This is a genomic window from Candidatus Reidiella endopervernicosa (assembly GCF_013343005.1).
Classification (GTDB): domain Bacteria; phylum Pseudomonadota; class Gammaproteobacteria.
This window is the reverse complement of sequence record NZ_CP054491.1, coordinates 1,712,229-1,732,825: the sequence shown is the minus strand read 5'-3', so window position 1 is coordinate 1,732,825 and position 20,597 is coordinate 1,712,229. Positions and strand designations below refer to the sequence as shown.

At 54.5% G+C, this 20,597-nt stretch carries 15 protein-coding genes and 1 tRNA gene; 3 read left to right on the top strand and 13 right to left on the bottom strand.

What is annotated here, in order from left to right:
* Positions 1-2: 2 nt before the first annotated feature.
* A complete protein-coding gene (locus HUE57_RS09610; protein ID WP_174673071.1) occupies positions 3-2,213 on the bottom strand; it encodes a putative bifunctional diguanylate cyclase/phosphodiesterase in 2,211 nt (736 codons plus the stop codon).
* Positions 2,214-2,722: 509 nt separating this feature from the next.
* A complete protein-coding gene (locus tag HUE57_RS09605) occupies positions 2,723-3,076 on the bottom strand; it encodes a hypothetical protein (RefSeq protein ID WP_135622328.1) in 354 nt (117 codons plus the stop codon).
* 339 nt (positions 3,077-3,415) lie between these two features.
* Here HUE57_RS09605 and HUE57_RS09600 point away from each other — a divergent pair, with 339 nt between their 5' ends.
* The 3 genes from HUE57_RS09600 (at position 3,416) to HUE57_RS09590 (ending at position 6,676) form a co-directional block, all read left to right on the top strand.
* Positions 3,416-4,768: a YihY/virulence factor BrkB family protein gene (locus HUE57_RS09600; RefSeq protein WP_172840327.1), complete on the top strand. Its 1,353-nt coding sequence runs from the start codon at positions 3,416-3,418 to the stop codon at positions 4,766-4,768.
* 12 nt (positions 4,769-4,780) lie between these two features.
* Positions 4,781-5,758, top strand: a complete 978-nt coding sequence (locus HUE57_RS09595; protein WP_174673070.1) for a TIGR00341 family protein — start codon at positions 4,781-4,783, stop codon at positions 5,756-5,758.
* A gap of 126 nt (positions 5,759-5,884) precedes the next feature.
* Positions 5,885-6,676 (top strand): response regulator, encoded by a 792-nt coding sequence (locus HUE57_RS09590; protein ID WP_078482502.1) that lies wholly within the window; start codon positions 5,885-5,887, stop codon positions 6,674-6,676.
* Between the two features lie 74 nt (positions 6,677-6,750).
* Here HUE57_RS09590 and pnp read toward each other — a convergent pair whose 3' ends face one another.
* The 11 genes from pnp to nuoL all read right to left on the bottom strand — a co-directional run bounded on the left by pnp (position 6,751) and on the right by nuoL (position 20,595).
* Complete coding sequence (gene pnp, locus HUE57_RS09585) at positions 6,751-8,835, bottom strand: polyribonucleotide nucleotidyltransferase (RefSeq protein WP_078482503.1); 2,085 nt, start codon at positions 8,833-8,835, stop codon at positions 6,751-6,753.
* A 49-nt stretch (positions 8,836-8,884) separates the two neighbouring features.
* Positions 8,885-9,154, bottom strand: a complete 270-nt coding sequence (gene rpsO / locus HUE57_RS09580; RefSeq protein ID WP_078482504.1) for a 30S ribosomal protein S15 — start codon at positions 9,152-9,154, stop codon at positions 8,885-8,887.
* A 99-nt stretch (positions 9,155-9,253) separates the two neighbouring features.
* Positions 9,254-10,168: a tRNA pseudouridine(55) synthase TruB gene (gene truB, locus HUE57_RS09575; protein WP_078482505.1), complete on the bottom strand. Its 915-nt coding sequence runs from the start codon at positions 10,166-10,168 to the stop codon at positions 9,254-9,256.
* Positions 10,169-10,210: 42 nt separating this feature from the next.
* On the bottom strand, positions 10,211-10,603 hold the full coding sequence (gene rbfA, locus HUE57_RS09570; RefSeq protein WP_078482506.1) for a 30S ribosome-binding factor RbfA: 393 nt from the start codon (positions 10,601-10,603) through the stop codon (positions 10,211-10,213).
* Positions 10,604-10,666: 63 nt separating this feature from the next.
* Complete coding sequence (infB, locus tag HUE57_RS09565; RefSeq protein WP_078482507.1) at positions 10,667-13,171, bottom strand: translation initiation factor IF-2; 2,505 nt, start codon at positions 13,169-13,171, stop codon at positions 10,667-10,669.
* Between the two features lie 17 nt (positions 13,172-13,188).
* A complete protein-coding gene (gene nusA, locus HUE57_RS09560) occupies positions 13,189-14,691 on the bottom strand; it encodes a transcription termination factor NusA (RefSeq protein WP_078482508.1) in 1,503 nt (500 codons plus the stop codon).
* Between the two features lie 24 nt (positions 14,692-14,715).
* Positions 14,716-15,174 (bottom strand): ribosome maturation factor RimP, encoded by a 459-nt coding sequence (gene rimP, locus HUE57_RS09555; RefSeq protein ID WP_078482509.1) that lies wholly within the window; start codon positions 15,172-15,174, stop codon positions 14,716-14,718.
* 276 nt (positions 15,175-15,450) lie between these two features.
* Positions 15,451-15,527: transfer RNA gene (locus tag HUE57_RS09550), tRNA-Met, on the bottom strand.
* Positions 15,528-15,609: 82 nt separating this feature from the next.
* Complete coding sequence (nuoN, locus tag HUE57_RS09545; protein ID WP_078482510.1) at positions 15,610-17,058, bottom strand: NADH-quinone oxidoreductase subunit NuoN; 1,449 nt, start codon at positions 17,056-17,058, stop codon at positions 15,610-15,612.
* 14 nt (positions 17,059-17,072) lie between these two features.
* Entirely contained in the window at positions 17,073-18,587 is a 1,515-nt protein-coding gene (locus HUE57_RS09540) for an NADH-quinone oxidoreductase subunit M (protein WP_078482511.1), read from the bottom strand.
* A gap of 19 nt (positions 18,588-18,606) precedes the next feature.
* Positions 18,607-20,595: an NADH-quinone oxidoreductase subunit L gene (gene nuoL / locus HUE57_RS09535; RefSeq protein WP_078482512.1), complete on the bottom strand. Its 1,989-nt coding sequence runs from the start codon at positions 20,593-20,595 to the stop codon at positions 18,607-18,609.
* Positions 20,596-20,597: the final 2 nt, after the last annotated feature.

Genomic DNA, 20,597 nt, shown 5'->3' with positions numbered 1-20,597 from the left:
TCTCACGCCTCGCGTGAGAAGTAGAGCCTTTTATCACTATTCAGCAGTTCATTAAAACGTTCGACAGGGAGCGGTGGGCTGAATAGGTAGCCCTGGATTTCATCACATTTGAGTGCACGCAGGAAGGCCAGCTGCTCATCGGTCTCAACACCCTCGGCAATCACATTGAGTCCCATGCTGTGTGCCATGGCGATAATCGCGGTAACGATAGCGGCATCATCGGGATCTGAGGTGATGTCGTTCACAAAGGAGCGATCGATCTTCAGGGTATTGATTGGAAAACGCTTCAGATAACTCAATGATGAGTAGCCAGTTCCGAAGTCATCGATCGAGAGTGCTATTCCAGCATCATTGAGCTGCTGCATGGTCTCAATGGCTGCATCAACATCATCCATAATCGCCCCTTCGGTAATTTCAACCTCCAGATAGCGCGGCTCAACCTCTTCACTCTCCACAATGGAGAGAATACGTTGCAGAATATCGGCTTGGCGAAACTGTTGTGGGGAGAGATTGACCGACATGCGAAAATCATCAAATCCCTGTTCCAACCAGTTTTTCACCTGACGACATGCGGTACGCAGCACCCACTCCCCGATCACTGTTATCAGACCGGTATATTCTGCGATTGGAATAAATACTACGGGTGAAACGATGCCCATCTCTGGCTGATTCCAACGAATCAGCGCCTCCATGCCGATGATCCGCCCTGAGGTCACCTCAACCTTGGGCTGATAGTGGAGCAGTAGCTCCTCACGATCGATAGCATGGCGCAGCTGATTCTCCAGCTGCAGATGGTGATAGGAGGTCTCGTTGATCTCCTCGGCATAGAACTGGTAGTTATTCCGCCCCTGTCGCTTGGCGTGATACATCGCAGCATCTGCATTTTTCAGCAGCGTATCACTGTCCGCGCCATCTTTTGGATAGAGACTGATACCGATACTGCAGGTAGTGAAAACCTCGTTAGCATCGAGTTCTACTCCCATTGAGAGTGTCTCAATAATACGGCGTGTAACATAATTAATCGGGTCGATCGAATCGATATCGCTCAGCAGCACCGCAAACTCATCGCCACCCAGTCGGGCAATCGTCAGCCCGACCCGATCAGGATCAAACTGGGCCACCTCAGCGTTATCGAGACAGTGCATGAGACGATCAGCAACCGTCACCAGCAGCTGATCACCCGCGGCAATCCCCAATGTATCGTTGATGCGTTTAAACATATCGAGATCGATCAGCAATACCGCCACGATCTGCTCAGCACCCCTGACGCGGTTCATCGCCTGCTCGACTCGATCCTGGAACATTAAGCGGTTCGGCAGTTCGGTCAGGCTGTCGTGACCATAGTTGTACTCAAGCTCACGAGTTCGTGTTTCAACTATCTTTTCGAGATTCTGATTCTGCTCACTAATGAGACTGTAGAGGGCCGAACTCTCCAACGCATAGGCGCAGTTGTGCAAAATAATTGAGATCAGATTCTGTGCTGGAGCCGTGAAGCGCGCCTTTGATAATGCTGACAAACGCCGCACTCGAGTGCGGGTTGCCAACACATGTAGCAGTAATTGTTGATCACCATCAACGACCTGCAGTGGACGATTCTGATTCAGCGCCCAGGCAAATTCGCCGCGTTCAATCAGGCTATCAATGGTTATGGTTAGACCGCTGATCGCTGGATCGACATCACTATTGATCAGAGTAAAGCTGGAGTCTTCCTCTTCGACCACCATGAAGGCGATCGTCTCGAACTCTGCAAGCCGTTTTAGGTACTGACGGGTAATCGAGAAGATTTTGTCGGGATCACGGATTTCACGTGCATCGCCATGGAACTCCTCCATAGAGGCGAGCATACCGAGCGAGTCCATATGCCAACGATTAACGGCTTCCAGATGTTCGACGCGCCGTCCTAAGCGCTCCAACTCCTTTTCGACTTCATGAGCGGAATCTTCGACATGGTCGGTTAGAGGAAGATTTCGACAGCATCCTGATACTGCGACTCGATGCTCCTCCAACCGAGGCGAGTCATGACTGGCGTCATACCAACTTACCACGGCACCGATTTCGAGGCGCACCGTTGCTCTCCACTCTTCCTCTGAGGATCTGACAGGGTCTGAGAAGTTCGCACCACCTGCGACTTCCGGTGGCACACCGAGGCGTATGGCGTATGGATTTCCCACCGCCTCCTGAAGCGATTCGGGCAGATTCCACGCCTTCAACAACGAATGCCCAACATCGTGAGGGTCACAGCCGATCGTTCACGTGTCAGCCGATAGAGGCGGCAGCGTTGATTTCGACCGCCTCCAAGCGTTACGGGGATCCAGGCCTCACTAGCCGTCCAAATCATGCAACAGCCCGACAAGAACGTTCAGCATTGTTGCGCGCCGATGGCCAATGAGCCGAGATGCCGGTCTGAGTGACCCAGAAGGAGTCCATGACGTCATTCCGGCACGCCCAAACATACAATGACTTGGCGAGCACCAGATCGGCCAGCCGTTGGCCAATCGTTACGCCCGTAAGATCGTATGACGCCGGCAGGAACTGAACATGGCACTGTTGGCCACAACGCGCAGCTGTTGACGAGGCGCAGAAATCGTCGCAGAGAGAAATATTGCGCCACGCTATCAGGTCACTGTGGACGTTAACGCCACGAGGCGTCGATAGATAACCGGCAATGAGGATATCTGACGGGTGCGTTTTACCAGCTCTTCAGGATCTAGTGACATCGCAATCAACCGTCCTTACGATGCCGGAAACGTGTAACCAACCGTTCTCGGGCCAGAGTCATCAATTCAACAAATACAGGGTGGTCTCTGTCGGCATGCACGAAGTGTCGAGCCAACTCCTGCTCCACCATCGCCTGCCCCTCTTCATCCAGCCCTTTCCAGAGGCTGGTATCGGTCTGCTCATCACCGGGCAGGTCTTCATCGACATCAACTTCGACAATGCCCCAGGAGCGGAAAATCTTCAGATGCTTTTCATCGATCGCGGTGCCTGTTTTGAGCAACAGACGACCGCTCAGGTCCTTCACATCGGAGTTGAGAATAGCGCCTAATTTGAGTTGATCTACGGCTACGTTTGGCATGATCAAAATCATAGCAAACCGACATCACGCCTATATTAAAACCACACTCTTAATACTGTGATATCCGTCACACATCGATACATTGCTGCAGATGTTTGTTCGATATTGCACTTGAAGAGTGGGAGTTAGGCCTTCCTGTCAGTGCATCGCTATCCCTCCATGTTTTTTATTGATACTTCCTGCCTATCCAGAGCCTATTTCTAGATTCGCAATAAGTCGACATAAAAGCGTCAAGTGACACAATTTATTACATTCGAGAAAGCGCTGTACGACAGCACTATTCCCGTTATCATGGTGACCACTCATCAACGACAACAATGGCACATAATGATGGATACGATGACGCCAAAAAGCCCTATTAAAGACCGGATTATCAACGCACTGTGGAATGTAGATCTGGCTCAGACTCCAGTATGGAAGCGTGCCCTGATTCAAGTTATCCGCCTCTTCTATGCGGTTATCCGTGATCTGGGAGATGGCCAACTCACCTTAAGGGCGATGAGCCTGGTCTACACCACACTACTCTCACTAGTACCCCTGTTGGCTGTCAGCTTTTCTGTTCTGAAGGGCTTTGGTGTACACAATCAGGTTGAACCGGCTCTGCTGAACATCCTCTCTTTTATGGGGGATCAGGGAGTAGAGATCGCTGGACGTATCATCGGCTTCGTCGATAACGTCAAGGTCGGAGTGTTAGGCTCACTTGGTCTGGCACTGCTGCTCTATACCGTCATATCACTGCTGCAGAAGATCGAGACCTCGTTTAACTACACTTGGCGCGTCAAATCACTGCGACCCGCTTCGCAGCGTTTCAGCGGCTACCTCAGCGTAGTCATGATCGGTCCAGTGCTGATCTTCACCGCGCTCGGACTGACAACCACGATGAGCTCCAACGCCGTCACCCAGGAACTGATGGCAATCGAGCCATTCGGCACCACCCTGCGAGTGATCAGCCGTCTCATCCCCTACATGATGATCATCGGTGCCTTCACCTTCATCTATATCATCGTGCCCAACGCCAAGGTAAAGATTCGCTCGGCACTGATTGGCGGATTTGTCTCCGGAATCCTCTGGGAGACCTCGGGCTGGATCTTCGCCGCCTTCCTCGTCTCATCGACCAAGCAGGCGGCCATCTACTCCGCCTTCGCCTCACTGATCCTGTTTATGTTCTGGCTCTACCTCTGCTGGCTGATTCTGCTCATCGGCGCCAGCATCGCCTTCTACCACCAACACCCGGAACACCTGGCGACACCGAGACGCAATCTGCGCCTGAGTAATCGTCTCAAGGAGAAGCTGACCCTGCAGGTTGCCTACCTGATTGGCACCCACTACTACCAGGAACGTCCCGCCTGGACCCGAGAGGCGCTATCAAAAAAGCTCAAGGTACCGATGGAGCTGGTCGACTCAATCACCCAGTGCCTGCAGCACAAAGCGCTACTGACACGCAGTAAGGAGAAGCCCTACGGTTTTGTCCCAACCCGTCCACTGGAGGCGATTGAGATCGACACCCTGCTCGATGCCGTGCGTTCAGATGACGAGGGCCCCTACCTGCGCCCCGATCGGCTCGCCCACGACATGCCGGTCGAAAACCTGGTCAAGGAGCTTGATAAGGCTCGTAGCGATGCCCTGAAGGGGCGAACGGTCAAGGATCTTGCTTCTGGCACAGGGCGGCATCGTTCGTCGCGAGTAGACTGACCAAACCCCGATATGAAACTGATCGAAGTCATCGCTGATAGCGACTATATCGCCACCATCACCGGGGCTGCTGAGCACCACGGCGCACTCGACTACTGGCTGGGACCACTCAACGAAGATGGCCGACAGGCCTGTCGCATGTTGGTCCCACCCGATAGCCGCCAACCCCTGCTCGATGAACTCCAGGAGGCGTTGAGCAATAGCGAAAACGCCCGTATTGTCGTCCACCCCATTGAGGTCACTCTGCCTCGTCCCGAGCAGGAAGAGGCGCCGAAGGAGAAGCTCAGCACCACCCGCGAGGAGCTTTACAACGACATTGAGAAGGGGGCACGGCTCGATCTCAACTTCATCGCCCTGGCTCTGCTCTCAACCCTGGTTGCAGCTATCGGCTTACTGGAAAACAACACGGCGGTAGTGATCGGTGCTATGGTCATTGCACCGCTGCTCGGTCCTAATATCGCCTTTGCCCTCGGTACCGCACTCGGCGATACACGCCTGATGTGGAGCGCACTCAAAACCAATCTCACCGGTATGTTTATGGCACTGCTGGTCTCTATATTGATGGGGCTGCTCTGGCCACCCAGCGAGATCAACAGCGAACTCCTCTCACGAACCGATGTAGGGCTCGACGGAATTGTGCTGGCACTCGCATCGGGCGCTGCCGCAGTACTCTCTCTCACCACCGGGCTCTCCAGCGTACTGGTCGGCGTGATGGTAGCTGTCGCCCTGCTGCCGCCCACGGCGACGATGGGTATTATGATCGGTATCGGTAACTGGCCACTTGCGGCAGGCGCGGCACTACTGCTTGCTGTCAACATCGTCTGCGTGAACCTCGCTGCCAAGCTGGTACTGCTAATTAAGGGGGTCAAACCCCGCACCTGGCTCGAAATTCAACGTGCTCGCCAATCGATGACCGCCTATACCGGCGTCTGGATTGTCACCCTGATCCTGCTAATTTTAATCATCACGCTACGCAACAATATTGGCTAAGGTGACAACATTCTACCTTGAGGCATTGGGCCGAAAGCAACGATCTACTGTGCTAAAGTACGGTGATAGTTAACATCCACACTGAAGTAGAAACAGACAAATATACAGTCAGGAATTTCCGATAAGATGCCGACCATCACCATAGATCAGCTCTCTGTACTCCTCGTCGAACCCTCTGGTACGCAGGAGAGAATTATTCGCGGCCACCTTAACGATTTCGGGATTCCACTCGAACGGATACAGACCGCTCAGAATGGTAGTAGTGCACTGCAGATGATGCGTGGCTCTCGCCCCGATCTCGCTATTAGCGCTATGTACCTGCCCGATATGACCGGCACCGATCTGGTCGAGGCGATTCACACCAGTGACGACCTGCATGAGATCGGCTACATCCTGATCTCCAGCGAGACCAATATCCGCGTACTGGAGCCGATTCGACAGGCCGGTGCCATCGCCATCCTACCCAAGCCCTATGTACCCGAGCAGCTGAAGACCGCGCTCTATACCACTCTCGACGTGCTCGAGCCCGAGCCACTCGATCTTGATGATCAGCAGCTGACCATTCTACTGGTTGACGACAGCCTCACCTCACGTCGACATATTCGTCGCATGCTCGAGGGACTGGGAGTGGATGTCATCGTCGAAGCAGAGAATGGTAATGAGGCGATGGGAATGATCAATGAGCAGTTCTTCGATGCGATTGTGACCGACTACAATATGCCTGAGATGGATGGCAAGGAGCTGATCGACCATATTCGTAACAGTAGCAGTCAACCCGGGGTACCGATCCTGATGATCACCAGCGAACAGGACAACAGTCGTCTCGCTGCTGTTGAGCAGGCAGGCGTCTCGGCCATCTGCGACAAACCCTTCGATCCAGAAACGATCAGAAGCTATCTGAAGAATGCGTTGATCTGATCTAACCGATCACACAACAAAAAAGGGGCCGCTAAGCGGCCCCTTTTTTATGCTGCTGAGATAGCCCGTTATTACTAGGCTTCAACTGCCTTCATGCTGAGACGGATACGGCCCTGCTTGTCGACCTCGAGGACCTTAACCTTGATCACATCACCCTCGGTGAGTTTGTCGCTAACCTTCTCGACACGCTCATTGGAGATCTGTGAGATGTGTACCAGTCCATCCTTACCAGGAAGGATGGTGACAAAGGCACCAAAATCCATCAGCTTGGCGACCTTACCCTCGTAGACCACACCGACTTCAACATCAGCGGTGAGCTGCTCGATGCGGCGACGCGCCTCTTTGGCGGCGTTGTTGTCACTCGAGGCAACCTTAACGGTGCCATCATCACTGAGATCGATAGAGGCACCGGTCTCTTCGGTCAGGGCGCGGATGGTTGCACCACCCTTACCGATAACGTCACGAATCTTGTCAGGGTTGATCTTGAAGGTGAGGTAGCGTGGTGCAAAGTCAGACATCTCTTCGCGAGCTGAACTGATCGCCTTGTTCATCTCGCCGAGGATATGGAGACGACCATCCTTCGCCTGTGCCAGCGCCTGCTCCATGATCTCCTGGGTGATACCCTCAATCTTGATATCCATCTGCAGCGCGGTAACACCGTCATTGGTTCCGGCCACCTTAAAATCCATATCGCCGAGGTGATCTTCGTCGCCAAGGATATCGGTCAGAACTGCAAAACCGTTCTCCTCTTTGATCAGACCCATCGCAACACCTGCAACCGGCGCCTTGAGCGGTACACCCGCATCCATCATCGCCAGTGAGCTACCACAGACACTTGCCATGGAGCTGGAGCCGTTCGACTCGGTGATCTCTGAGACAACACGTACGGTGTAGGGAAAGTCCTCAACCGAAGGCATCGCTGCCGCTACACCACGCTTGGCCAGACGACCGTGACCAATCTCACGACGCTTGGGGCTACCAACGCGACCGGTCTCACCGACTGAGTAGGGAGGGAAGTTGTAGTGTAGCAGGAAGTGCTCCTTACGCTCACCTTCGAGTGCATCGATGATCTGTGCATCGCGCTGGGTACCAAGGGTGGTCACAACCAGTGCCTGGGTCTCACCACGGGTGAAGAGTGCAGAACCGTGGGTACGCGGCAGTACACCGGTACGGATGGTGATCGGACGAACGGTCTTGGTATCACGACCATCGATACGCGGCTCACCTGCAATAACACGGCTTCGAACAATGCGCTTCTCGAGCTTACCAACCGCACCGCCAACCTCATCACTGCTGAAGTTTGCATCGTCACCAGCGCTCAGCTTCTCGGTGATCTCGCCGCGGATCTGGGTCAGACGATCGTAACGATCCATCTTCTCACTGATCTGGTAGGCCTCGGTCAGAGCCGCTTCACCCTCGGCAGCAACGGCATCAGCCAGAGTGCTATCGACCTCAGGTGCCTGCCACTCCCATGCGGGGGCATTTACCTCAGCGGCCATCTCCTTGATCGCTGCGATCACGCTCTGAGACTGCTCGTGGCCGTAGATGACCGAACCAAGCATGACGTCCTCAGGAAGCTCCTTCGCCTCAGACTCAACCATCAGCACAGCACTCTCGGTACCGGCAACGATCAGATCGAGCTGCGACTCAGCCAGCTCGCTCATATCAGGGTTAAGTACGTACTCACTGTTGATATAACCAACGCGGGCTGCACCAACAGGACCATTGAAAGGCATGCCCGAGATAGCCAGCGCGGCAGACGAACCGATCAGCGCTGGAATATCGGGATTGATCTCAGGGTCGAGAGAGATAACGGTCAAAATCACCTGAACTTCGTTAGTGAAGCCCTTAGGGAAGAGCGGGCGCAATGGACGGTCAATCAGTCGTGCAGTGAGCGTCTCGTTCTCGCTCGGGCGTCCTTCACGACGGAAGAAGCCACCTGGGATCTTACCCGCAGCGTAGGTCTTCTCCTGATAGTCGACGGTAAGCGGGAAGAAGTCGCGTCCCTCAATCGCCTTGCGCATGCCAACGGCGGTTGCTAGCACGACGGTATCGCCCATGCTAACCATAACCGCGCCACTTGCCTGACGTGCAATCTCGCCGGTTTCCAGAGTTACGCTGTGCTTACCGTACTGAAAGACTTTTTTGATTGAGGCCACAATCGCTCCCTATTTAAGGTTTGATGATTATTGTGATTATTGTCGACGCTTAGCGACGCAGACCGAGGCGACCGATCAGACTCTGATAACGCGACTGATCCTTACCCTTCACATAGTCGAGCAGTTTGCGGCGCTGGTTAACCAGACGCAGCAGACCCTGACGTGAGTGGTGGTCGTGCTTATGAGTGCTGAAGTGCTCGGTCAGGTAGTCGATGCGGGCCGAAATCAGTGCAACCTGCACTTCTGGCGAGCCGGTATCCGTTGGGGAGAGCTGATACTCCTTAACGATCTCGCTCTTCTGTTCAGCATTAATGGTCATCTATCTAAAACTCCTGAATCGATCAAAACAAAATATTTGAAAAAAGTTCGCGTATTCTACACGTTACATACCACCCCAAACAAGCAGGGCGGTGCATTTCTATGCCTGAATCAGCCTTTTGGGGGCGACTCGGCCATCATCCATCATCTCCCCGACACCGAGGAAGGTATTTTTACTGTTGTAGAGCCGTACACAACCGTCGCGAGGCGCCTTCGGCATCATCACCGGCTGCCCCTGCTTGATGTAGTAGGCAGCATCATCGTTGAGCATCAGGTCCGGCCAGTCGGCGATGGCACTCTCAATCGGCAGCAGCAGTTCATCGAGCACATGGTTACCCTGCTCGGCGGCTGCTTCAATCTGCTCCAGCGTCACCATCGAAACATCTTTGTAAGGCCCCACTTCAAGTCGTCTCAGCTCACTGACGTGGGCACCACAGCCGAGCACCTCTCCGATATCCTCAGCCAGAGTGCGCACATAGGTCCCCTTCGAGCAGCGCACATCGAGACGTAGTCGATCACCCTCAATCGAGAGAAAGGTCAGCTCATGAATGGTGACTGGGCGCGGCTCACGCTCCACCTCGATTCCCTCACGCGCAAGCTCATAGAGGCGTTTCCCCTGGTGTTTGAGGGCCGAAAACATCGGCGGCAACTGCATAATCTCGCCGCGGAACTGGCTCAGCACCGCCTCGATCTGCGGCTCATCGAGCTCAGGCACGGGGCGCGAATCAATAATCTCCCCCTCGCTATCGCCGGTTGAGCTCTTCTCACCCAATTTACACTCGACACGATAGAACTTGTCGGCATCGAGCAGGAAAGCGGAAAATTTTGTCGCCTCTCCCATGCAGAGCGGTAGCATGCCGCTGGCCAGTGGATCGAGACTACCGGTATGGCCCGCTTTGCGTGCTTTGAACAGACGCTTTACACGCTGCAGCGCATCATTGGAGGTAATACCCAGCGGCTTATCCAGCAGCAGCACACCATCTACTCTTCTGCCGAAATTACGTCGACGACCCATCTTGACCTCTGAAAGAATTAATTGAAGCTTGACTGTTAGCAGCTACGACTGGCCCGACTCATCTTCGTCGTCACCATCCTGCCGATCCGATGCACAGGCATCCTCAATCAGCTTGGAGAGGTGCATACCGCGCTCTACCGACTCGTCATAGATAAAGTGGAGCTGTGGCACGCTGCGCATCGCCATTTCCTGGCCGAGCGCATGACGCAGAAAACCTGCGGCACGATCGAGTGCTTTTTGCGTATCGGTAGCGGACTGCTGATCACCGAGTACGGTGAAGTAGACCTTGGCATGACCCAGATCGCGCGTCACTCGTACCGCCTGAATGGTGACCATTCCGACACGCGGATCCTTGACCTCATTGCGAATCAGCTCGGCCAGCTCACGCTGGATCTGTTCGCCAACGCGACGAGTTCTGGAAAACTCCTTGGGCATAGTAACGCTACTCAGTGAGTGGACAGGCAGCTGCGATAACAGCTGCTTGTCATGTACGACAGACTACAGGGTACGTGCAACTTCGGTCCGCTCGTAGCACTCGATCTGGTCACCCGCCTTGACGTCGTTGTAGTTCTTGACGCCGATACCACACTCGGTACCCGCTTTGACCTCATTCGCCTCATCCTTGAAACGACGCAGTGACTCAAGCTCACCTTCGTAGATAACCACGTTATCACGCAGTACACGGATAGGATTGCTGCGACGGACGGTGCCATCAACCACCAGACAACCGGCGATTGCACCCAGACTGGAAGAGCGGAACACATCCTTAACCTCAGCCAGACCGATAATCTCCTCTCTCACCTCAGGTGAAAGCATACCGCTCAGTGCACCCTTAACCTCATCAATCACATCGTAAATGACGCTGTAGTAGTGCAGATCGAGACCGGCATCACCAATGATTTGGCGTGCAGTGGCATCGGCGCGGACATTAAATCCGACGATGACCGCACTGGAGGCAACCGCCAGATTGGCATCCGATTCGGTAATACCACCGACACCGCTGGCGACGATCGAGACCTTCACCTCATCGGTGGAGAGCTTGAGCAGTGACTCACGCAGTGCCTCGACACTACCCTGTACATCGGCTTTGAGTACCAGATTGAGGCTATCGACCGTGCCCTCCTCCATCTGGGTAAACATATTCTCCAGCTTGGCCGCCTGCTGGCGTGCCAGACGCATATCACGCGTCTTGCCGTGACGGAACTCAGCCACCTCACGTGCCTTACGCTCATCAGGCAACACCTGCACATCGTCACCCGCATTCGGTGCACCGGAGAGGCCCAGAACCACGACAGGCATCGAAGGTCCCGCCTCTTCGATTTGATCACCATTCTCATCGAACATGGCACGTACACGACCGAACTCATGACCGGAGAGGATAATATCGCCACGTTTGAGCACACCCTCTTGCACCAGCAGCGTAGCCACCGGACCGCGCCCCTTATCAAGACTCGACTCAACCACAATGCCACGAGCTGGGCCTTCAGCAACTGCCTTCAGCTCCAGTACTTCGGCCTGCAATGAGATGGCATCGAGCAGTGCATCGACACCTTCACCGGTCTTGGCTGAAACGTGGGCGAACATGGTGTCACCACCCCAATCCTCGGGAATAACATCGTGCTGGGAAAGCTCGTTCTTGACCTTGTCCGGATCAGCCTCAGGTTTATCGATCTTGTTGACAGCGATAATCATCGGCACACCGGCTGCCTTTGAGTGCTGAATAGCCTCAATGGTCTGCGGCATCACACCATCGTCGGCACCAACTACCAGGATGACGATATCGGTAACCTTGGCACCACGGGCACGCATTGCGGTAAAGGCAGCGTGTCCTGGAGTATCGAGGAAGGAGATAACACCCTTGTCGGTCTCTACATGGTAGGCACCAATATGCTGGGTAATACCGCCCGCCTCTCCAGCCGTCACCTTAGTACGGCGGATATAGTCGAGCAGCGAGGTCTTACCATGGTCAACGTGACCCATAATGGTCACTACCGGCGGACGCTGCACCAGCTCACCCTCGTTCTGCGCCAGCTCGACCAGATTATCTTCAAGCGCATCGGCGTTAATCATGACCGGCGTATGACCCATCTCCTCGACAACAATCGTGGCGGTCTCCTGATCGAGAGGCTGATTGATGGTCACCATACTGCCCATCTTCATCATTACCTTGATCACTTCAGCGGCCTTAATCGACATCTTCTGTGCCAGTTCGGCAACAGTGAGCATCTCGGGGATCGCTATCTCACGCACTACCGGCGCGGTTGGCTTAGCGAACCCATGCTTGTCGGAAGACTCGATGGTGACCTGACGCTCACCGCGTTTCTTCTTGCGACGCCCCTGCTTACCAGCAGCAACGTGAATCTCTTTTCGACCATAACGAGTTGAGGCGTCTTTGGAGGGTGCAGCACGTTCACGACGTGGACGCTTATCATCCTTGGCCTTCTTCTCTTCAACCGGCGCAGCAGCCTTGCTCTTCTCCTGCTCTTTTTCAGCCGTGACTCGTGCTTCTTCTTCAGCCTTGGCGCGTACAGCCGCTTCTACGGCCTTCTTCGCTGCCTCCTCTTCAACACGACGCGCTTCCTCGGCCGCCAGACGTGCAGCCTCTTCAGCCTGCACGCGAGCCTCTTCTTGCTCGCGGGCCTTATCGGTCTCAGCGACATCGTCCACAGCACGATCTTCATCGTCGGCAGCCACTTCAGCACGTTTGACGTAGGTACGTTTCTTGCGAACCTCGACGGTAACCGTTGAGCCCTTGCTACCCTGTTTCAGCGCGCTGGTTGAGCGGCGTTTGAGTGTGATCTTGCTGGGACCACCCTCTTTACCCTTTGCGGAGACTGAACCGTGTTTGCCGCGCAGATAGACCAGCAGTTGGGATTTCTCCTCATCACTGATCGTCGCATCAGGATCGGTAATTGCGATCCCTGCCTCCTTGAGCTGTTCAAGAAGACGTTCAACAGGTGTGCCTACGACTTGTGCAAACTGTTTAACAGATACACTCGACATCGTTACTCCCCCGGGCCTCAGCCCTTCTGCTCGTCCGCAAACCAGGGTTCACGTGCTGTCATAATCAATTGCGCGGCTCGCTCTTCGTCGATATCTTCGATCTCTGCAAGCTCGTCGACAGACTGCTCAGCAAGGTCTTCCATGCTAATAATGCCGTGGCTTGCCAGTACGAAGGCGAGGTGCTGATCCATACCATCCATCTCGAGCAGATCCTGTGCCGGTTCGGCAGTATCGAGCTGCTCTTCACTAGAGATCGCGAGGGTGAGCAGCACATCACGGGCGCGGTTACGCAACTCCTTGACGATATCCTCATCAAACTCTTCAATCTCCATCAACTCACTGTCGGGAACGTAGGCGATCTCCTCAATGGTGGAGAAACCCTCCTGAGCGAGGATAGCTGCAACATCTTCATCAACATCGAGCTGCTCCATAAACTGCTGGACCAGTGCAACCACCTCAGACTCGCTCTTCTCTTCGGCCTGCTGCTCAGACATCACATTAAGATTCCAACCCGTCAACTCACTGGCGAGACGAACATTCTGACCCGCACGGCCAATCGCCTGTGAGAGCTGCTCCTCAGCTACTGCCACATCCATGCTGTGCGAATCTTCATCAACGACGATCGATACAACATCGGCTGGCGCCATCGCGTTGATCACAAATTGCGCTGCATTGTCGTTCCAGAGGATGATGTCGACACGCTCACCAGATAGTTCATTGGAGACAGCCTGCACACGTGAACCGCGCATGCCGACACAGGCTCCAACCGGATCGATACGCTGGTCGTAGGACTTAACCGCAATCTTGGCGCGCTGGCCTGGGTCACGGGCGGCACTATTGATCTCTATCGTGCCCTGCCCAACCTCCGGCACCTCAAGCTTAAACAGCTCAACAAGAAACTCAGGCATGGTGCGGGAGATAAAGAGCTGCGGACCACGCAACTCGCTACTGATCTCGTAGAAGTAACCGCGCAGACGATCACCGGGGCGAATTACCTCACGTGGAATGGTCTGCTCACGCGGGATGAAGGCTTCAACGTTGCCACCCAGATCGAGATAGACGTTGCCGCGCTCAACACGCTTGACGACACCATTGATCAGCTCGCCGATGCGATCCTGATAGGCCTCAACCACCTGTGCACGCTCAGCCTCACGAACCTTCTGTACGATGACCTGCTTGGCAGTCTGGGCACCGATACGCCCAAAGGGCACTGACTCCATCGGCTCTTCGATGTAGGCACCAATCTCGATACCGGGCTGTAGATCCTGGGCACGTGTGTAGAGCACCTGATGATCGGGAGACTCAAACTCTTCGGACTCATCGTCCATCACCTGCCAGCGACGGAAGGTCTCGTAGTCACCCGTTTCACGATCAATAACAACGTGCACATCGATGTTGCCACCGTGACGCTTCTTTGCCGCAGTCGCCAGGGCCACCTCAACAGCACCGAAAATGATGTCCTTCTCGACACCCTTCTCGTTTGATACAACATCAACAACCAGCAGTATCTCTTTGCTCATACCAAACTCCCGCCTCTACAGCGATTACAGTTTCGGCACTAAACGTGCCTGATCAATATCCGTGAACAACAGACTCACTTCCGTTCCACTCTCAAGTTTTAGAACAACCCCACCCTCACAGAGCTCTTTGAGATGCCCCTTGAAGTTTTTCTGGCCACCCATCGGCGCCGCCATGCGGATCTTCGCCTGATGGCCGAGGTATTTCTCAAAGTGCTGCTCTCTAAATAGAGGGCGATCCAGACCTGGCGATGAGACCTCGAGTGAATACTTACCTGGAACCGGATCCTCTACATCGAGTACACCGCTGACCTGATGACTCACCGCTGAGCAGTCATCGAGGTTGATACCGCCCTCTTTATCTATATATAGGCGCAGCACTCCGTGTACTCCACGCCCCTGAAACTCAATACCCAGCAGCTCATAGCCCATGGCTTCCACCACCGGATCGAGTAACGCCTGCAAATTCCACGGATCTTGGTTCATTCTGTTCCAGAAATAAAAAATGGGCCCAAGGCCCACCATAAAAAACTTAAATAGAGACAACACATTACAGCTTGTCATCTACAGGATGAACAATCTCACCCTTCTCATCACCCCGCCTGAATCACGGGTATAAAAAAGCCCCGAAATCGGGGCTATTGCATCTTGGTAGCTAGGACAGGTTGCGTGAAGATTTTAATCACACATCCTACTCGTCGGCCCAGCTTATGCTACCAAGGTGCTATCACAGCGGTCTGGCATCCGCATGTAAATTTAATGTGGTAGCGGGGGTAGGATTTGAACCTACGACCTTCGGGTTATGAGCCCGACGAGCTGCCAGACTGCTCCACCCCGCAACAGCGAAGCGAGAGTTTACATAGGCTCAGGTATCAATGCAAGAGGCTTATCGGGTTAATCTAAAAAAACTATACGATTCGACTAAACAAAGGCTGCGACACAGATTGCCATCAGCGCACCTGGGAAGATGCCCAGTCCCAGCACAGCAAGGCCGTTGATCGTCATCGCCACCTGAGTATCAGCAGGAGTGGTAATCGCCTGCTCATCTGTGGGCTTATCGAAGTAGATCAACTTAACGATGCGGATATAGTAGAAGGCACCGATAATAGAGAAGAAGACGGCAACACCGGCCAGCCAGACCATATCCTGGCGCACAATCGCATCAAGCACGGCCAGCTTGGCGTAGAAACCGACGGTTGGGGGTACGCCCGCCATAGAGAACATCAGGATCATCGCCATTAGCGCCAACCAGGGACTACGATCATTCAGCCCCTTAAAGTCTTCCAGGTTCTCCGCCTCAAAGCCCTTACGACTCAGCAGAATGATCATACCGAAACCACCCAACGCCATTAGTGCATAGGTGATCGCGTAGAACATCGATGCCGAGTAACCGGCTGCGGTACCGGCCAGCACACCTAGCAGGACAAAGCCTGCATGGGAGATTGCCGAGTAGGCGAGCATGCGTTTGATGTTGCTCTGGGCAATGGCAACCACATTACCCACGGCCAGTGAGAGCACGGCTAGAACAGTGAGCATATCGCCCCACTCCGCCTGCAGCCCACCCGAGGCCTCAGCCAGAAGACGAATAAACATGGCGAAGGCTGCCACCTTGGGCGCAGTACTGATATAGAGGGTAATTGCTGTTGGTGCGCCCTGATAGACATCGGGCAGCCACATATGGAATGGCACCGCACCGAGCTTGAAGGCTAGACCCACAACCACAAAGACCAGACCGAAGACCAGAATCATATCCTCGGACGACTGCCACGTTGCGTAGGCCGCAACCTCATTGATCTGCAGCGAACCTGAGGCACCGTAGAGCATTGAGATACCGTAGAGCAACATGCCGGATGCCAGCGCACCCAGCACAAAGTACTTCATCGCCGCCTCAGAGGCCTGCTTCGAGTCACGATCGAGGGCGACCATGGCGTAGAGCGACAGCGATAGTAGCTCCAGGCCAAGGTAGAGCGTCAGCATGCTGGCAGAAGAGATCATGATCATCATACCGAGCACACCAAACAGCCCAAGCACAAAGAACTCACCCTTGAGCAGATTACGCTGGCGCAGATAGTCACGCGAATAGAGGAAGACGCCGGCACTGACCAGCGCCACCGTCACCTTCAGTACATCGCTCATCGCATCACTGACCACACTGCCGTACATCGCCAGCGGTGCGCCCTTGCCGTGCATCAGATAGACCAGGATCGCACTGCCAACCAGTGTGGCCTGGCTGAGCAGATAGGTGATATCGCGCTGCTTATCGCTAAGAAATAGATCGACGATCAGGATCAGACAGGTCATGCCGAGTAGAAACATCTCGGGCATTACGGCCTGATAGTCTGCCAGCGTCAATGCGGATTGGATATTCATTACTCTCGATCCCGTCAGAATTTGCTAATGGTGATGTGCTGCAGCAGATTGTCGATGGTGGCGTGCATCACCTCGGTGACCGGTGCAGGCCACAGACCAAGCACCAGTACCGGTATCGCCAGCAGGGTCAACATTACGAACTCGCGTCGATTGATATCGGTCAGCTCAGCAACACCGTCACTCACCACCTCACCAAAGACCACTCGTTTTATCATCCACAGTGAGTAGGCGGCACCGAGAATCAGAGTGGTCGCCGCGATCACTGCGTACCAGAAGTTAGCCTTGATGCTGGCGAGGATAACCATGAACTCACCGACAAAACCCGATGTACCCGGCAGACCGGAGTTGGCCATAGCGAAAAAGACCATAAAGGCAGCAAATATCGGCATGGTATGGACCACACCACCGTAGTCCTTAATCTGCCGACTGTGCAAACGGTCGTACATTACACCGACACAGAGGAACAGCGCCCCGGAGATGAATCCATGCGAGATCATCTGCACCATGCCGCCTTCCATACCGAGTGCCGCACCCTGCAGGCTGCCACTCTTCTGCACAATGGCGAAGACGATAAAGAATCCGAGCGTGACAAAACCCATGTGTGCGATTGAGGAGTATGCGATCAGCTTCTTCATATCCTCCTGAACCAGTGCGACGAAGCCGATGTAGGCCACTGCCACCAGAGACATCAGGATAATCAACCAGTCGAGTTCACTACTCGCATCGGGAGTAATCGGCAATGAGAAGCGCAGAAAGCCGTAACCACCGATCTTAAGCATGATCGCCGCCAGGATCACCGAACCGCCAGTGGGCGCCTCAACGTGTGCATCCGGAAGCCAGGTGTGGACCGGCCACATTGGCACCTTCACTGCAAAGGCGAGCAGGAAGGCGATAAAGATCAGGATCTGCTCGGTTAGGCCGAGACGCAGGGTATGGAAATCGAGGATCTCGAAGCTGCCCGACAGGTAGTACATGTAGATCAAAGCGACCAGCATGAAGACCGAACCGAAGAAGGTATAGAGGAAGAACTTGATGGTGGCGTAGACACGACGCGGCCCACCCCAGACACCGATAATCAGGAACATCGGTACCAGCATCGCCTCCCAGAAGACGTAGAAGAGCACCGCGTCGAGTGCCGCGAAGACGCCGATCATCAAACCTTCCATAATCAGGAAAGCAGCCAAGTACTGGGCACGCTTGTACTCAATCACCTCCCAGGAGGCGATCACTACCAGAATAGTGATAAAGGTAGTGAGCAGAATCAGCGGCATCGAGATGCCATCAACACCCAGGTGGTAGTGGACGTTGAAGGCCGGAATCCACGACGACATCTCACTGAACTGCATCAGATGGGTCGAGCTGTCGAATCCGGTGTATAGCGGAATGCTGAGCAAGAAGGTCACCAGCGAGGTGATCAGCGCGATCGGGCGCGCTCCCCACGGATCGTTATCTCCCACAGCCAACACCAACAGACCACCCACGATGGGGGCCCAGATCAGCAGGCTAAGCAGCGGTAAATCAGCAAACATTCAGGCCTATCCTTATTCTTTAGCGAATCACAATCCAGGTCAGCAGGCCGAGGAAGCCGATGACCATGACAAATGCGTAGTGGTGTAGATAACCGGTCTGTACATGGCGAACCACGCCGGAGACCCAGCCTACCAATTTGGCAGAACCGTTCACGATCAGACCGTCGATCAGGGTTACATCACCCAGTTTCCAGAACAGCTTACCGATTCCTCGCGAACCACCGGCGAAGACCACCTCGTTGATACGATCGGCGTAGTACTTGTTATCGAGAATGGTGTAGAGCGGCTCAAAGCGTGCCTTGATCGCAGCTGGAATATCGGGGCGTTTCATGTAGAGGAACCATGCGGTTACCACACCACTCAATGCCAGCCAGAAGGCGGGACCCGAGAGGCCGTGAACAATGAAGCCCATTACGCCGTGGTAGTTGGCGCCCAACTGAGCCAAGACGTCGTGCTCAGCGGCCACCGTGATCGAGTCTTTGAAGAAGTCACCAAACAGCATCGGCCCGATAAAGATCGCACCGGCAACCACCGAGGGTATCGCCAGCAGGATCAACGGTACCGTGACCACCTTGGGCGTCTCATGCAGGTGGGCACGGGTGTGCTCATCCATACGCTCCTTGCCATGAAAGACCAGGAAGTACATACGGAAGCTGTAGAGCGCGGTGACAAAGACTCCGATCAGAACCGCCCAGTAGGCAAAGTCGGAGCCCGCAATCTCAGAGGCGTGTACCGCTTCGATAATCGCATCCTTGGAGAAGAATCCGGCAAAGCCCGGTGTACCGATCAAGGCCAGCGAACCGATCAAAGAGGTGATCCAGGTAATTGGCATGTACTTACGCAATCCACCCATCTGGCGCATATCCTGAACATGATGCATGGCGATAATAACCGAACCGGCACCGAGGAAGAGCAGCGCCTTGAAGAAGGCGTGAGTCATCAGATGAAAAACACCCGCAGCATAGGCCGAGGCACCGAGCGCTACAGTCATATAACCGAGCTGCGAGAGGGTTGAGTAGGCCACGACACGCTTGATGTCATTCTGTACCAGACCGAGGAAGCCCATAAACAGCGCGGTGATTGCACCAATCACCAGCACCACACTCAGTGCCGTCTCTGAGAGCTCATAGAGCGGTGACATACGCGCCACCATGAAGATACCGGCGGTAACCATGGTGGCGGCGTGGATCAGTGCGGAGATCGGGGTTGGACCCTCCATCGAATCGGGCAGCCAAACATGCAGTGGAACCTGTGCCGATTTACCCATCGCACCGATGAAGAGCAGGATGCAGATTACGGTCATCAACGACCAGCTGTTCTCCCCTATCAGACTCACCGTCATATCGGAGAGAGCTGGGGCTGCTGCAAACACCTCGGCGTAGTCGAGCGTATTGAAGAAGGCGAGCACCATACCGATACCGAGCAGGAAGCCGAAGTCACCGACGCGGTTGACCAGGAACGCCTTCAGGTTGGCATAGATCGCAGTCTCACGCACCGACCAGAAACCGATCAGCAGATAGGAGACCAGACCAACCGCCTCCCAACCGAAAAAGAGCTGCATGAAATTGTTCGCCATCACCAGCATCAGCATCGAGAAGGTGAAGAGCGAGATGTAGCTGAAGAAACGCTGATAGCTGTTGGTACCGGCGAGGCTGCCCTTCGGCCAGTTCTCCTCATCGTGACTCATATAGCCGATGGTGTAGATATGGACCATCAATGAGACGAAGGTGACTACGGTCATCATCATCGCGGTGAGGTGATCGATCAGGAAACCGACCTCAAAACGAATACCGTCACTCACCATCCAGGTATAGATAGACTCGTTGAAGACCGGCGCGCCATCAAAAACAACATCTTTAAAGACAATGACCGAAAGCAGGAATGAGACCGCCACACCACCACTGGTGGCCCAGTGGGCACCGGCACGCCCCACCTGTTTGGCGAAGAAACCGGCAATGATGGCACCGATCAGCGGTGCCAGCGGGATAGCTAGATAGAGCGCTTTCATTC